Here is a 14,230-nt window from a genome sequence, read left to right on the forward strand (position 1 = left end):
ATACAGTCACACCGATTAAGAACATGTGGCAATAACGGAGTCCGTTAAGGCATCTCTCGTCAGCAGACTGAACGGTCTCGCATCGCAGCGTAAGAATGTGAGACGCATAGATATGAGGTTCAGGGGAAACAGCGCATATGTCGATGCATATGTGATCGACACATGGTACCCCGAGGGGGCAACTGATGAACAGAAGGCGGCAATTGACGGCACACCCGTCCATCTCTGCAGGCTCGACCACATACGGGGCAACCGGTGGCGCTTCGCCTTCTACAGAGCGAGCATCGACAGATATGAGCCTTCCATACTCCCCTCCGGCTCGTTCGAAGGAACGGCGGAGGAATGTTTCGAATGTGCTGCCTCCGCCTATCTGCGGGACGTCTGGTAAGACAGTGCTTCAAGGATTAACAAAATCATGTACTAGGAATCAACGGGAACTGATACCGATTTGTTTGGCATCTCAACAGTCTCTACTTTTGAGTTGCCGTATCCTCTGTGGCAAAGGAGGCTAGATGAACAAAAAAGAATCGCCAAATCATATATTCATGAGCTCAAGACTCTTCCTCTGGATTCATTAGCTGCGGAGGAGTCGGTTGATACCATGTGGTTACTGCTCAGAACAGGCAGACCCGTCAATGTGCTTATTGCCCTTAATGCGGATACAGCTGTGGCCAATGGAGGTGAATAGCTCGTGTCAGGAGATTGCGACTCCAGAACCATAGCCACTGTTACGGATCCGAATATTGAAATGGCCAAAAGAACAGAAAACAAGGAACGTGCATTTATCTGATGTTTCGCGCAGCTAAGAACGGATGAGAAGAAACTGACACGCCTGAACACCACTAGAGATGGTTTAAAGGCACTTTCGGCTTCTATCCCAATGCATGCCGCGCAGTGGCAGGGAACAGTCGGAGTTGATTAAGCTCTTGTCTATTACCTATCATGAAAATTCGTGAGGATGCCAATGGGTGGGCGGACACGTTTGCGTGTCTCACTTGGCTGAGTGCACGAGTTTTGCTATTTTTCCGACAACCCTTTGCGTGTCTTCGCCCCACCCCCACAGGTTTCTACCCATGGCAATTCCTGCGGCCCCCTCCTTCAATGCTTCCTCCACGTAGCGAACTGCATCCGAAGGATCGTCCATTTTTGGTCCACCAGCGATAATGACAGGTCTTGTTATTCTTGAGATTTGTTTGTTCATGCCTCTGTAGAAGAACGTCTTTATCACATCCGAACCGATTTCCTGACCCAAACGGATACAGTGAGAAATGATTTCAGGATCCTTCTTCTCTTCGTCCGGATAGATATGGCTTATCAACGGAATATCAAATCTCCTGCAATCTCCAATGACCCTACCAAGTTCGCCAAGTCTTTCATGCTCATGCCTTCCGCCAAGATATAATTCATAGGAGACGGCAGCAGGATCATACGAAAGTGCTTCCTCAACACTCGACAGCATGACGAGGTTGTATGGGTCGTCTGAATATTTTGTTATTCCGTTCAACTTGAAAATTAACTCGAATTTATTCAAAAGGTTTTTACTGCAATCCTCAACGATCCCTCTGTTGAGTATCACTGCGTCGACTTGTCCGGCAGAGAACTTAAGAAGGTCCTCAATAGTGTTGTCGCCAAATACTTCACCGTATGGTATGCCGTGGTCCATTGCCATGACCAGCAGTTTCCCTCGTCGCCCGAAGAGCCTTTTCATTCTGTGTTCCTTTCCGTAGGACATATTCTCATGCCATGATTGTAAACACGATAAAAGGCTTGCCTGTCTGAAGCCGCTGAATCAGTATCGCTTTGCCAGTATGGCATTTCATTGAATCATCTATTTTCTTATAGCCAAGTATGGAGTATTAAATATTGCCATATAAACCTTTAAAATGGTTGATGCAATTCCCGTTGCCATCGGGGGACAATATGGCTGAAGAGAGATCACTTCAAAAGAACAAAGTTGGATTATGGGCGATGGCTTTCCTGACCGTGGCAGCGATTTATCCGATGGCCATGGCAGTATCGAACGCAGCCGCAGCAGTGACATTTGGCGGATTCGCCGCCCCTCTAATTCCGATTCTCGGTGCGCTGCTGATCCTGCTTGCAACAATACCTATCCTGGAATACAGCAGAATTGCTTCGTTTGCAGGCGGATATTACGGCCTTGCTGAAATCGGGTTCGGAAAGGCTGTCGGAAAGTTTGTTGCCATGGAGAATCTGTTTTATTTCATTTCATTTGATGTTTTGACGTCCACAGCATTTGCATACGTCATCTACTCATCTCTGACATATGTAACCTCATACGTACTACCGGTCTCTCTGTTCATTTCCATTTCCATCATTTTCATGTTCGCGATGTTCCTGGTGACAGTTCTTGATCTTTCCATCTCAGCGAAAGCGGTTATTTTTTCGGGCATTTTGCAGATCATTGTTCTGGTCATATATTCGCTCATTGTCATCCTGAGGTCTCCGTACAACAGCCTCGAGGCTTTCAACCCATCGGTGGCTCCCGGTGGTCTGAGTGGACTTTTCCTTGGTGTTATACTCGCCGGTTTCCTGTTCTACACCGGCTATGGAGTACCGCTTTTCTTCGCAGAAGAAGGCAAAGCGCCTTTTAAGGATGTATGGAAGGCAATTGTTGTAGGTGTTATTATTCCGACAGTGGTTGGTGTTCTGGCAATATATTCCGAGGTCGTTGCTGTTGGCCTTTCACATGCCTCGAAGCTAAGCAGCGAACTGAGTCCGGGTCTTGCAGCTTATCTTCCCTATCTGGGCATACCAGCTGCCATATTTTTCATTCTGGTGGCATTGCTGGGACAAGGATTCGGCGGCTTTGTTCCGGGAATGACGACTGCCAGGCTCATCTATTCGATGGGGAGAGATAAGTTTTTCAAGTCAGACTGGATAACAAAGGTCTCCAGGAGGGGAATACCGGTAAATGCGGCCATTATCAACTTGATACTTGGCATAGTTGCCACTGCGCTTGATGAGGGGCTGATGATTCACTTTTACGGGCTAAGTCAGGGAGCATTCGATGCACTATTCCTTTCCGGGAGCATGGCAGTCGCCTTCTGGTTTATACATCACATCATACCTGATATCAGCCTAGCCTTTTACCTGAGGAAAAAGGGCATCAAAATACTCAAATTGAGGAGTTTTATAACCTCCATACTTGCCCCTGCTGGGGCTGTAATCCTGTTTGTCTATTCGTTTTACGAGGGATATAGCTCCCTGACAGAACCGTACTTCGGCGGACTGTTGTTTGTACTTGTGTCGATGGTGGTGGTTGCTATCTACGTGGCGATCAAGCATGCGAGAAATACACTGGGCATGTCATATGTAGAAAGGACGATTTCAGAAGAGAAACTCAGGGCAGAATTCAAGGACTAGTCCTTGAATTTGATTTCCGTGATAGGATTCCCGGCGCCGCTATTCGGGGTATGCCATGAAATACGCAAGATTTTACGGTATCGGCGATATCCGGATTGAAGAAGGCGCAGTTCTTGAGCCGGGAAACGGAGAAGCTATTCTGAAGGTCAGGGCAGTAGGCGTGTGCCCGACTGATGTAAAGGCCTACTATTCAGGTTCATCTTCAATCAGAGTCCCCATTGTCCTTGGGCATGAGGTTTCAGGCACCCTATTATCATCCAAAACAGAAAAACTGAATCCAGGACAGAAAGTTAACGTGGCCGCCGATTGCCCGTGTCTTGAGTGCAGCATCTGCAGGAGGGGGCTGGTGAACATGTGCCCCAATATGTTAAGCCTTGGTGTCAACGTGCCCGGTGGATATGCCGAGATGATGCGCATTCCATCCGAATTTATAGAAAGAGGGCTTGTTTACCCTTTAACTGGCAGCACTGGTTTTGTTGAAGGTGCGTTAATTGAGCCCGTTGCTGTAAGTCTTCACTGCCTCAATCTTGCAGATTACGCCAGTATTGAAAATGCTGCAGTAATCGGTGATGGGCCCAATGCACTCATACATCTTCAGCTCCTGAAAAGAATCAAGCGTGTTAAAAACGTAACTGTTATCGGCCTTTCTGAAGAGCGTCTTAAATTTGCCACCCGGTTTGGCGCAGATCATGTAGTGAATATTTCGCAGGAGAAGAACTTTTATTCGGAAATGAAGGAAGAGCAGATTGATCTGGTGGATATCACGATAGGAAATCCTGCAGCGGCGGCCGAATCAAGCCACCTTCTGGGCAAGGGAACCCAGATCCTGATTTTTGGCGGTTCAATGAACGATACTCAGATTCCTGTATCGATGAATGGCGTCCACTACAAACAGCTGCGCGTGACAGGTTCAACAGGCACGGACCTGAAGAGTTACAGTAATGCCTTAGATTTGGTCAAATCCGGAAAAATTGACCTGATCCCTCTGGTCACCGCTCGCTTCAGGCTTGAAGATCTGGCATCAGCGCTTGAATACTCGAGAATCCTGAAAGGATTAAAGTGCGCCGTGGAATTTCCCAGCTGATGATTGGACGAAATCTGGCATTACAGGCTGCGAACTGAGAACCAGGAAACGGGAGATCTTGAGATGCTTGAACGGCAGAGACAGGAAGCATAACTGGAAGAAATGGAGATTTCGGTGATGTCAAAAGCGGGAAGATTGTTCGGCGGCATAGATGTTGGCTCCTCATCCATAAAGACGAGCGTCATTGATGCCGGAACAGGTAAAATCGTAACTGCACGAAAGAGGCGTTACAGAGGCGACATGCTTGCCGGTAATTCAGTCCAAGTCAATGAAATTTACAGCGAATTTGTAAAGGAAATAGGCTCACTCTCGAATGAGGACGTTACTTCAATTGGCCTCTCCTGCATGGCACCGGTGCTCATACCGGTTGATTCAAATTTCGAACCTCTGACTGCAATACCATATAACTCACTCCTTGGTTCGGAATTTTTCGGGAAGAACCTGAATTTTAACTTTAGAATGATTAATTTCAACAGTCCCAACGTCCAGATGTTCCCGCAAAAAATACTCTGGCTCTGGAAGAACAACCCGGAAGTTCTGGAAGAGGCTTCGTACATTGTCGATCTCAATGCATATCTGCTGGGCAGGATGTGCGGGAACCAAGAAAGAACGCCTGTCCAGGATTATCCGACGGCGGTTGAATGGGGACTGGTTGACTCGAGGAAGAGAGACTGGTGGAAGCCCGTTGCAGAAAAACTGGGCATCAGAGCAAAGCTGCCAGAACTTGTTGAGCCTGAATTTGCAACCGACATAGGAGATACACGCCTCTGTATCGGCACCGTTGACACTCTAGTGTCATCCCTGGGAGCGATAGGCCTCGACAGTAGCCTGTTGTTCGTTTCCAACGGCTCAACTCTCTGCGCAGGCTTTGTTTCGAAGAAACCTGTTATCACTGACAATCTATATTGTGATGCCTACTTTTCGGGAAGATACCTAATTGATGGCTGCAATTCGCAGTTTTCCACCGTTCTTGATTTTGCGGAGAGATTGTTCAAAACAAAGATAGACATCAACGATGTGGATGAAAAACCTACGGAAGTGACTTTCATGCCTTATCTGGCGGGAGAAAGATGTCCTCTTTTCAACACTTCACTGAGAGGCGGTTTCTACGGTTTTAACGCCGAAACATCGATGGACGATATTATAAAATCTGTTGTCCATTCACTTGCCTATCTAACCATCGATATGCTGGAAGCGATAATAAAATTGTCCGGACGAAGGCGTGAAATTGTTGTCGGAGGCGGTGTGGGTGGGCGCACGATAGGGCCGATTGTAGCCACTGTCGCAGGCATGAATTACAATTTCCTTAATTATGATCCAGGCAGCGTCGGTGCAGCCCTGATTGCCATGAAATCATCCTCTGCAATTGCGTCATATCCGCTCAGAACCTTCAGGTACATTGGTGGTGAAACTGAAACATACACCCCGGACAGGTCGCTTAATGCACATGCTGCAGCTTATGAGCGCTTCACTAAACTCAGAAGGAAACTTGAAAATTTTTGAGAAACCACTTTCACGCTGCGGTTGGCATCTTTATTCAACAGTCGTCACTTACTGCCGAATACCTGATAGTACCATTTCTTCCTGACAGCACCGCTTACATCAAAGTAGACATGTTTGATGTTGGTGAATTCTTCAAGCGAATATGAAGACAGAGAGGCTCCATGCCCGCTGTGCTTGTAACCTGCCCAAGGCATTTCTGAGGGGACAACAACATGCTCGTTTACCCAGACGGTTCCAAATCGAAGATCGCGAACGGCATGGAGAGCTTTATTCATGTCCGATGTCCAGACAGATGCCCCGAGGCCGTAAATGACATCGTTGCATCGCCGTATTGCGTCATCGTAATCTGTGAATGATAAAATGGTGTATACTGGACCGAATATCTCCTCTTTGACTATGCGGGATTCCTCATTTTCAGTTCTGATGACCGTCGGCGAAATGAAGAAGCCTCCTTCACAACCCTCTATTTTGGGTTCGAAGCCGCCATGTTTCAGAAGGCCCCCTTCCTCCATGCCCAACTTTATGTAATCTTCTACCCTTTTTCTGTGGGCTGAGGATATCAGCGGTCCCATGTCAGTACCATGATCCAGCGGACTGCCTATCTTCACTTCCTTCAACTTTTCAATCAGCTTACTTTCAAATTTATCCACCATATCTTCATGGATGTAGTAACGGGTTGAATTGGCACAATCCTGCCCGTTATTTACCAGACCTCCAACGACAGCCCCTTCGACTGCTGCAGGCAGTCTGGCATCCTTGAATACAACAAATGGAGCCTTACCCCCCAGCTCGAGCGATATCTTCTTTAAAGAGCCATAACCGGAAAGTTTCCTTCCGACTTCCTCGCTTCCTGTGAATGCGATCATATCGACTTGAGAGCTCTTTGCCATTTCCTCCCCAATTTCAGGGCCAGGTCCTGTAATGATGTTCAGAACACCTTTTGGAATTCCAGCGATTTGTGCAAGTTTGCCGAATTCCAGTGTTGTCAGAGGCGTATAGCTTGCGGGCTTCAATACCACCGTATTGCCCATGAGCAGGGCGGGAACTGCCCTCCAGACTACCATCATCAGTGGATAATTCCATGGAGTTATGACACCAACAACTCCAATCGGTTCTCTTCTGATGGCGCTTGTTCCCTCATCCACATACTCACCCATCGCCTTTCCATCCATATTCCTCGCGGCTCCGGCAAGAAATCTGATATTGTCCACGAGGTATGGCAGATCATAATTTGACGACTGCTTGATGGATTTCCCAGTGTTGATCGTCTCTAATCTGGCCAGCCTATCACTGTCATGCTCTATTAAATCCGCGAGGCGCATCAGTATGGCAGACCTCTCAGAGACTGGAGATTTTCTCCATCCCCCATCATCAAACGCCCTCCTGGCTGCATCTATAGCGCTGTGGACATCTTCTTTAGAAGAATGTGGTATCATGGCAATATTCTCTCCAGTCGTAGGGTTAATCACATTGCTGTTTTTCCCGTTTGAGGCGGCGCGCCATTCTCCATCAATCAAATTTTTGCACTCTGCCAATAGTGAGCCTGTCATCCTTGTCCCTCATCCAGTGTAATCATATTAAGTCATTCTTCATCTAAAATGTAATCTGTCTCTCATCTGCAGGTATTGGATAGTACAGGATTATGACGAGAAGCGCAGCTGACGAAAACTGTCTCTATCAATTCAAGCATAGTTGGCATGGATGAACCGTATGCCTTTGAACCTAATTCGGGTACCAGGGCCAATGGTTTGCAGGCACACTCTTTTGGTCAGGAATACAGGAATCCAATGTATCGTTTTCAGATAAACAAATTGCACTAAAGGACAGCATGTGTTTACCACGCGTCTGGACTGTTTGTGAAACAGTAATGCACGACGATTGAGTTTTCTGCGAACAGGGAGAATGGAGGAAAGACTTGGAAATGACAAAATGGGAACCATCAACAGATCAGGGTCTATTCCATGGTTAAATCAAAGGGAAAAGATTTGATCTTTGCAGTTCTGGCGCATTAAAATGTCGCAAAGTATGTCTTGAGTCCGTAGGCACCGGGTTGTATTGTACCCTGATTGTTCGGGAAGCCCCACCATTCAGAAGTCAACATCCAGTGTCCGCCGGAATACACATAATAAAGTTCGTACGGCATAATTGCGGTGAACAGCTGATCCTTGACCGGTGCGCTCTGATTCACTGTTCCGTTGGCCATGATGTACCAAAGCTTCGAGGTAACAGTGGCTGTTGAGCCCGTGACATTTACCCTCAGCGCTCCTACCCAGTAATACACCACGGTATCAGTGAAGTATGTTGTCCATACCTGCCTTATTGCCGCAAGACCGGAATGTGTTCCGTTCAGGGCCGCATTGTAAGCATGGTCATATGTTGTGTTTTTGACATACCAGTAGAGTGTGGCGTTCGGGCTGTACTGTGCCATTGTCAGGTTCACGTTCTCCATTCCGATGGCGTTCCAGTGCTCGAAAGCAAGCGATGTTACAATTTCGGTTTCGACAGTGGCGTTGACGGGTGAGGTTACGGCTGTTGTCGTTGTTTTCTTGGTCAGATACAATCCCCAGCCCGCACCTGCAATGATAGCTACCACGACAATTATTGCGGCTGCAAGTGCTGCTGAGATCTTTCCGCCAGTGCCTTTGGATGTTGTAGCTGCCATACCGTGCATTTTCGTGTCATGCTATAATTACATTGGCATTTCTGTGCTAAGACAGCGTCACTGTGCCTAGACTTCGTCAGCTCCTGCGGAGTTTCTTCATGATGCCCGAAATACCGGTTGTATTGATTATGCTTCCCGCCTCAAGCCAGCCGCGCCTTGCCATCGAAAGGGAATACTGCATGTTGGAAAGTGATGAGGTGTGATGCGAATCCGTGCTGGCTGCAAATTTGCAGCCGTACTTTGACGCTTCAATGATGAGTGCATCGTTCAGATCGAGTCTTTCAGGCGAGCCGTTGATTTCCAGATATACGCTGCACTCCTTCGCAGCGCTGAATACCCTGTCCTTGCTGAAGGCGATCTGTTCCCGCCGTCCTATTTCCCTCGCCGTCGGATGCCCGAAGACAGTGAGATGTTCGTTGGAGAAGGCGGTCAGTATCCTTTCTGTCATTTCCTTCTGCTCCATGTTGAATCTGGAGTGTATTGAACCAATGGCATAATCAAGCCTTGAAAGTATATCGCTTTCATAGTCAAGCCTTCCGTCAGGCAGTATGTCAACCTCGCTTCCGCACAGGACGCGGATGCGAAATTTACCCGATTCATTGAGTTTTTCAATTCTTCTTATCTGCGCATCCATCCTCTCGTCGGAGAGGCCGTTTGCGACTTTGACGCTACGTGAATGATCTGTTATGCCGATGTACTCATAACCCATTTTCTGGGCCGCGCCTGCCATTTCCTCCAGGGAACTGCTGCCATCGCTCCAGTCTGTGTGGCAGTGCAGATCGCCCCGGATATCCGACTGCCGGACGAGTTCTGGCAGACGGTGCGACGCGGCTGCCTCTATCTCTCCCCTTGCCTCACGCAGTTCAGGAGGAATGAAGTCGAGACCAAGCGCGGCATAAACCTCCTCCTCAGTCCTTCCCGCCACCACAGAATCGCCGCTCCTGCTGAACAGCGCGTATTCATTGAGTTTGTAATTGCGTTCGATGGATATTGTCCTGAGTATTACATTGTGATCCTTTGAGCCGGTGAAATACAGCAGGGCAGCACCATAGCTGCTGTCGTCGACAACCCGCAGGTCCACCTGAATGCCGTTCTCCAGTGTAACGCTTGACTTTGTTTCACCGCTGGCCAGTACTGTTTTCACCTCCGGCAGGGAGATCAGCGCATCCATCACCCTCTGCGGCCTGTCAGATGATATTATAATATCCAGGTCTCCGACTGTCTCTTTCCGCCTCCGGAGCGAGCCGGCGGCAGATATCCGTCCGGCAAACGGTTTCATTTGTTCGATCACCCTGACTGCGATTGCATCCGCTTCCGAAAGAAGGAAACGTCCGCTGCTCCCGCGGTAGAATGAAATGCTCTGCAGCAGCTTTTCCTCGGTCCGTTCCCCGAAACCCTTCAGAACCCTTACCCTGTGCTCTTCGCACGCCTTCTGGAGTTCATCAATGGATGTTATTTTCAGCTCCGCGAAGAGTCTCGCGACAGTCTTGGGACCGACATCCTGCAGTTTCAGCATTTCGAGCAGCCCGGAAGGTATCCCCTTCCGCAGATTCTCAAGATATTCCAGTTTCCCGTTTCTGACGAACTCCGTAATCTTTGCAGCTATAGCCTCGCCGATACCGCTCAAATCAGAAAGCCTGCCCTCGGAGATGTAGTCTGAAACAGGCTTCGGGAGCGCCTCCACGGTCCTTGCGGCCTTCCTGTACGCGAGCGGTCTGAATCTGTCAGTGCCCGTGATTTCAAGGATGTTGGCTATTTCGTTGAGCAGGTCGGCAACCGGTTCGTTGGCGGGATCCATCAGAGTCGGTGTAGAGAAAACAAAGAGATATACTAATTCCTGCTTATCCGTCCGGCATGAAAAGCATTACCATAAAGTACTGCCAGCCTTGCGGTTTCATGCCGAAGGCACTGGACCTCGCGAAGGATGTGCTTCAGGCATACGGCATGGAGCAGAACAAGAAGCTTAGCGTAAACCTGCAGCCGGGTGACAAGGGCATATTCGATATACTGGTTGAGGACAGGCTGATTTTTTCCAAGGAAAAGGCGGGCAGATATCCCGATCCGCGGGAGATAGTGGAAGAAATAAGGAAAGAACTGCACTGAGGATGGAAGACGCATCCGGTTGACTGCAGGGAACGGCTGCCCGGGAAACGGATGCCTGCGCTTCCACGGCAGGCGAAAGCAATTATATGCGTTGCATGTGGCAAATAAAGTAGTCGGATGGAAGCGCGGGAAGTGCCTGACAGCAGGGACGACGGTCGCATCATAGAGCAGCTGGACGAACGTCTGCGAAGAACGCTGGAAAGCAGGAATATCTACAGACTGCACCCCGTGCAGAAGAACGTCTTCCTGCCCATCTACAATGGCGAGAATGTCCTTGTATGTGCTCCGACAGGCATAGGCAAGACTGAGGCGGCCATCCTTCCGATACTCCAGCGTATGATTGAAAGGGGAAGGGTAAAGGGGATTTCGTGCATTTACATAACGCCGCTGAGGGCTCTCAACAGGGATATGCTTGTCAGGCTCAGGGAGCTTGCCTCAAGCGTCGGACTCACTGCGGCTGTCAGGCATGGAGATACCTCGCAGGGCGAAAGGAACAGGCAGTCAGCCAATCCTCCGGACATACTTATCACTACACCCGAAACCGTTCAGATACTGCTGACAGGCAGAAACCTCAGGAAGTCGCTCGAGACAGTGCGGTACGTGATTGTTGACGAACTGCATGAACTGGTCAGCGGGGAAAGGGGTGCCCAGCTTTCAGTCGCTCTCGAGCGTCTGAACAATATAGCAGGAGAATTCCAGAGAATTGGACTTTCCGCGACAGTCGGATCACCCGACGAGGTCGCGCAGCTTCTTGCATTCCGGAGACAGGTGAGGATAGCAGACATACCTGTTGAAAAGGAAAGGGAAATCGAGGTCAGGTGTCCGCTGCCTGACAGCACCACGGCAGAGCTTTCGGCGAATCTACAGATCGACGAAGGCATGGCGTCGGCGATCCAGATGACGAAAAGTGTGATAGACTCAAACAGGAGCACACTGTTCTTCGTCAACACAAGGGATCTTGCGGAGGCTATTTCGTCGCGTTATCACATCTGGCTTCCGGATTTTCCGCTCGGTGTCCACCATGGTTCGCTATCCAAGGATCTCAGGATTGAGATGGAGGAGCAGTTCAAAGCCGGTGCGCTCAAATGCCTGGTCTGCACATCTTCGCTGGAACTCGGCATCGACATCGGAACAGCCGATTTCACTATACAGTTCAATTCCCCGAGGCAGGTGACTAGACTCCTGCAGCGGGTAGGAAGGGCCGGGCACCGTGCATCGGCCGTAAGCATGGGATGCATCGTTGCATACGACGAGGACGAAATACTGGAAGGGGCCGTCATTTCCAGGAGGGCTCTTGCCGGGCAGCTCGAGGAACAGAAAGTAAGGGAAAAACCGCTGACTGTTCTGTCAAACCAGATCATTGCAATGTCCTCAGAGGGAACCTACAACGAGGAGAGCATGCATTCGACGATAAGGAGGAGCTACCCTTTCAGGAATCTTTCATACAGCGAGTTCAGGGAGGTCTACGATTTCCTTGCTGAACACAGGCTCCTCAGACTGAAGGAGGGGCAGGTGCTCAGATCTGCCAGGGGACTGCACTATTTCTACGAAAATATATCCATGATAAGGGATGAGAAGACATACAACGTCAGGGACATCAGCACGAGGAAGGTAATAGGCACGCTTGACGAGGGGTTCGTTGTCTCGTTCGCGGAACAGGGTTCTGTATTCATAACACATGGCCGGAGCTGGAGGGTGGTTGAACTCAGGGAGACGGAACTGCTTGTCGAGCCGATATCGGTATCTGGCGCCCTTCCCTCGTGGATAGGAGAGGAGATACCAGTACCGTTCGAAGTTGCACAGGAAGTCGGTAAACTCAGGGCCGAAATGGACTTTTCAGATTATCCTATCGATGAGGCTGCCGTAGAGAAGGTCCGCGGTTATCTTTCATCCGTCAAGGGATCGCAGCTTCTTGCAACAGACAGAAGGATCGTGATAGAGTTCAGCGGTTACACGAAGGCGGTCATAAATGCCTGCTTCGGAAGCAGGGTAAACGAAACGCTTGCAAGGATGGTTGCCGCCGTGATTTCCGCACGTTCGGGGGAAAGCGTAGGCATAGATCTTGATCCGTACAGGATTGTACTTGATTTGCCCAGAGGCGCAAAAAGGGAGTGGATCGCGGAAGCGCTGCGGGCCGTTCCGCCGGAAGCATTATACTCATTCCTGAGGAAGGTTGTTTCAAACAGCTCATACGCCAAGTGGCAGTTCCTCTTTGTTGCAAAGAAATTCGGTGTCATAAGGAAGGATGCAGACTACAGGGAGATGAACATGTCAAAGCTTATGCAGTCCTTCGAAAGGACTCCGGTTATGGAGGAAACGCTCGAAAAGACAATATGGGAAACAATGGATGTCGGGCGTACGGAGGAGGTTCTCAGGATGATTGCTGGAGGGGAGATAGAGGTGGTCTGCGCACCACTCTCTCCGATCGGAAAGAAGGGTATCGACACCACAAGGGAACTATACAAGCCGTCAAGGGCCGACAGGGGCATTCTGACGGCACTGAAGAAGAGGCTCCTTGAAGAGGAATTCACCATGCTCTGCCTCAACTGTGAGGCGAGGAGGAAAACGAAGGCGGGCAGAGAGGGAAAGCGCATAAAATGCTGGAAATGCGGAAGCCCGATGATTGCGGCACTGAGCGATTATGAACTCGAAAAAATACCGCGCAGGCTCAGAGCGCCCGGAAAGCTGACGGATGAGCAGATTCGTGACGTGAGGAAACTGAGGAAGAACGCAAACCTCGTCATGGAGTACGGCCAGAAGGCACTGATAGTACTCGCAGGACGCGGGATCGGGCCTGACAGCGCCGCCAGAATACTTTCAAGAATGGCCTCGGAAGAAGAAGATCTCCTCAAAGACATTCTGGAGCAGGAGATACAGTTTGCACGCACCAAGCGCTTCTGGGACTGAACACCGACCGGTTCATTGTGATTCCAATTCTCTCATATTCCGTCCCTAACTCTTCCTTCCGCCTGCTGCTTGCTTATCCTCCTGATTTCTGATATGAGAGCATGGAAAAGCGTTACAGGATTTGATTATTTTTCATTTGTTACCATGACCCACATATTTTCAGGAATATTGACATTTATAGCATCTTTCGTTTCTGCAACGTGACCTGCATTGAGCTTGTAATGAACGGAAACGTAGAAATCAACGAGACCGAAACCTGTGTGGAATTTCCCATCGCCCCATCCTCCTTTTGCAAGTACAATTGCCCCTGCAGAATTTCCTATTATCACTCCCGAGAATTCAAGTAACCTGTACTGCAAAGCCCTCTGTTTTAACTCGCGATATAGGACCTCAGTGTCTCCACCCGGAAGATAAACGACGTCTACCTCAGAGAATTTTCGTTGGATATCATTTTCAGGATCGGTTTTGGCCAGGAACAATACCTCTTCGAAGCCGCAATGTGAAAAATAGTCGCGGAGCACCCTAGAATATTCGGCTTCCTTCTCAAGCGAATCCGAAGTCCATGGTATAACCAGGATTTTCCCTGA

General features: G+C 49.2%; 11 protein-coding genes. 6 read left to right on the forward strand and 5 right to left on the reverse strand.

The window, feature by feature from the left end; genetic code table 11:
* Positions 1-25: 25 nt before the first annotated feature.
* A complete protein-coding gene (locus KIS29_10535; protein MBX8640760.1) occupies positions 26-388 on the forward strand; it encodes a hypothetical protein in 363 nt (120 codons plus the stop codon).
* A 603-nt stretch (positions 389-991) separates the two neighbouring features.
* On the opposite strand, the gene KIS29_10540 is transcribed toward KIS29_10535, so the two are convergent.
* Entirely contained in the window at positions 992-1,732 is a 741-nt protein-coding gene (locus KIS29_10540; protein ID MBX8640761.1) for a hypothetical protein, read from the reverse strand.
* 188 nt (positions 1,733-1,920) lie between these two features.
* Between KIS29_10540 and KIS29_10545 the strand changes: the two genes are divergently transcribed.
* The 3 genes from KIS29_10545 (at position 1,921) to KIS29_10555 (ending at position 5,971) form a co-directional block, all read left to right on the forward strand.
* Positions 1,921-3,384 (forward strand): APC family permease, encoded by a 1,464-nt coding sequence (locus KIS29_10545; GenBank protein ID MBX8640762.1) that lies wholly within the window; start codon positions 1,921-1,923, stop codon positions 3,382-3,384.
* Between the two features lie 55 nt (positions 3,385-3,439).
* Positions 3,440-4,468 carry an alcohol dehydrogenase catalytic domain-containing protein gene (locus tag KIS29_10550; GenBank protein ID MBX8640763.1) on the forward strand — a complete coding sequence of 343 codons (1,029 nt, stop codon included), beginning with the start codon at positions 3,440-3,442 and terminating at the stop codon, positions 4,466-4,468.
* A gap of 117 nt (positions 4,469-4,585) precedes the next feature.
* Positions 4,586-5,971, forward strand: coding sequence for a hypothetical protein (locus tag KIS29_10555; GenBank protein ID MBX8640764.1), 1,386 nt, complete (start codon positions 4,586-4,588; stop codon positions 5,969-5,971).
* A gap of 44 nt (positions 5,972-6,015) precedes the next feature.
* Here KIS29_10555 and KIS29_10560 read toward each other — a convergent pair whose 3' ends face one another.
* The 3 genes from KIS29_10560 to polX form a co-directional block, all read right to left on the reverse strand.
* Complete coding sequence (locus tag KIS29_10560) at positions 6,016-7,521, reverse strand: aldehyde dehydrogenase family protein (protein MBX8640765.1); 1,506 nt, start codon at positions 7,519-7,521, stop codon at positions 6,016-6,018.
* Between the two features lie 458 nt (positions 7,522-7,979).
* Positions 7,980-8,633 (reverse strand): nuclear transport factor 2 family protein, encoded by a 654-nt coding sequence (locus tag KIS29_10565; protein ID MBX8640766.1) that lies wholly within the window; start codon positions 8,631-8,633, stop codon positions 7,980-7,982.
* A 76-nt stretch (positions 8,634-8,709) separates the two neighbouring features.
* The gene (gene polX / locus KIS29_10570; protein ID MBX8640767.1) at positions 8,710-10,431 is read right to left on the reverse strand and encodes a DNA polymerase/3'-5' exonuclease PolX; all 1,722 of its coding nucleotides are present in this window, start codon (positions 10,429-10,431) and stop codon (positions 8,710-8,712) included.
* Positions 10,432-10,496: 65 nt separating this feature from the next.
* Here polX and KIS29_10575 point away from each other — a divergent pair, with 65 nt between their 5' ends.
* Together KIS29_10575 and KIS29_10580 are read left to right on the forward strand one after the other, a co-directional pair.
* Positions 10,497-10,736 carry a SelT/SelW/SelH family protein gene (locus KIS29_10575; GenBank protein ID MBX8640768.1) on the forward strand — a complete coding sequence of 80 codons (240 nt, stop codon included), beginning with the start codon at positions 10,497-10,499 and terminating at the stop codon, positions 10,734-10,736.
* A 117-nt stretch (positions 10,737-10,853) separates the two neighbouring features.
* Positions 10,854-13,643 (forward strand): DEAD/DEAH box helicase, encoded by a 2,790-nt coding sequence (locus KIS29_10580; protein MBX8640769.1) that lies wholly within the window; start codon positions 10,854-10,856, stop codon positions 13,641-13,643.
* A 125-nt stretch (positions 13,644-13,768) separates the two neighbouring features.
* Here the strand turns inward: KIS29_10580 and KIS29_10585 are convergent.
* On the reverse strand, positions 13,769-14,230 hold a 462-nt coding region (locus KIS29_10585; protein MBX8640770.1), incomplete at its 5' end, for a Type 1 glutamine amidotransferase-like domain-containing protein.

It is taken from the genome of Candidatus Sysuiplasma jiujiangense (assembly GCA_019721075.1).
In the GTDB taxonomy this organism is placed as follows: Archaea; Thermoplasmatota; Thermoplasmata; order Sysuiplasmatales; family Sysuiplasmataceae; genus Sysuiplasma; species Sysuiplasma jiujiangense.

Coding starts and splice junctions, on each gene's coding strand:
- KIS29_10540 (MBX8640761.1), bottom strand. CDS start 1,732: ATGTCCTACGGAAAGGAACACAGAATGAAAAGGCTCTTCGGGCGACGA.
- KIS29_10545 (MBX8640762.1), top strand. CDS start 1,921: ATGGCTGAAGAGAGATCACTTCAAAAGAACAAAGTTGGATTATGGGCG.
- KIS29_10550 (MBX8640763.1), top strand. CDS start 3,440: ATGAAATACGCAAGATTTTACGGTATCGGCGATATCCGGATTGAAGAA.
- KIS29_10555 (MBX8640764.1), top strand. CDS start 4,586: ATGTCAAAAGCGGGAAGATTGTTCGGCGGCATAGATGTTGGCTCCTCA.
- KIS29_10560 (MBX8640765.1), bottom strand. CDS start 7,521: ATGACAGGCTCACTATTGGCAGAGTGCAAAAATTTGATTGATGGAGAA.
- KIS29_10565 (MBX8640766.1), bottom strand. CDS start 8,633: ATGGCAGCTACAACATCCAAAGGCACTGGCGGAAAGATCTCAGCAGCA.
- polX (MBX8640767.1), bottom strand. CDS start 10,431: ATGGATCCCGCCAACGAACCGGTTGCCGACCTGCTCAACGAAATAGCC.
- KIS29_10580 (MBX8640769.1), top strand. CDS start 10,854: ATGGAAGCGCGGGAAGTGCCTGACAGCAGGGACGACGGTCGCATCATA.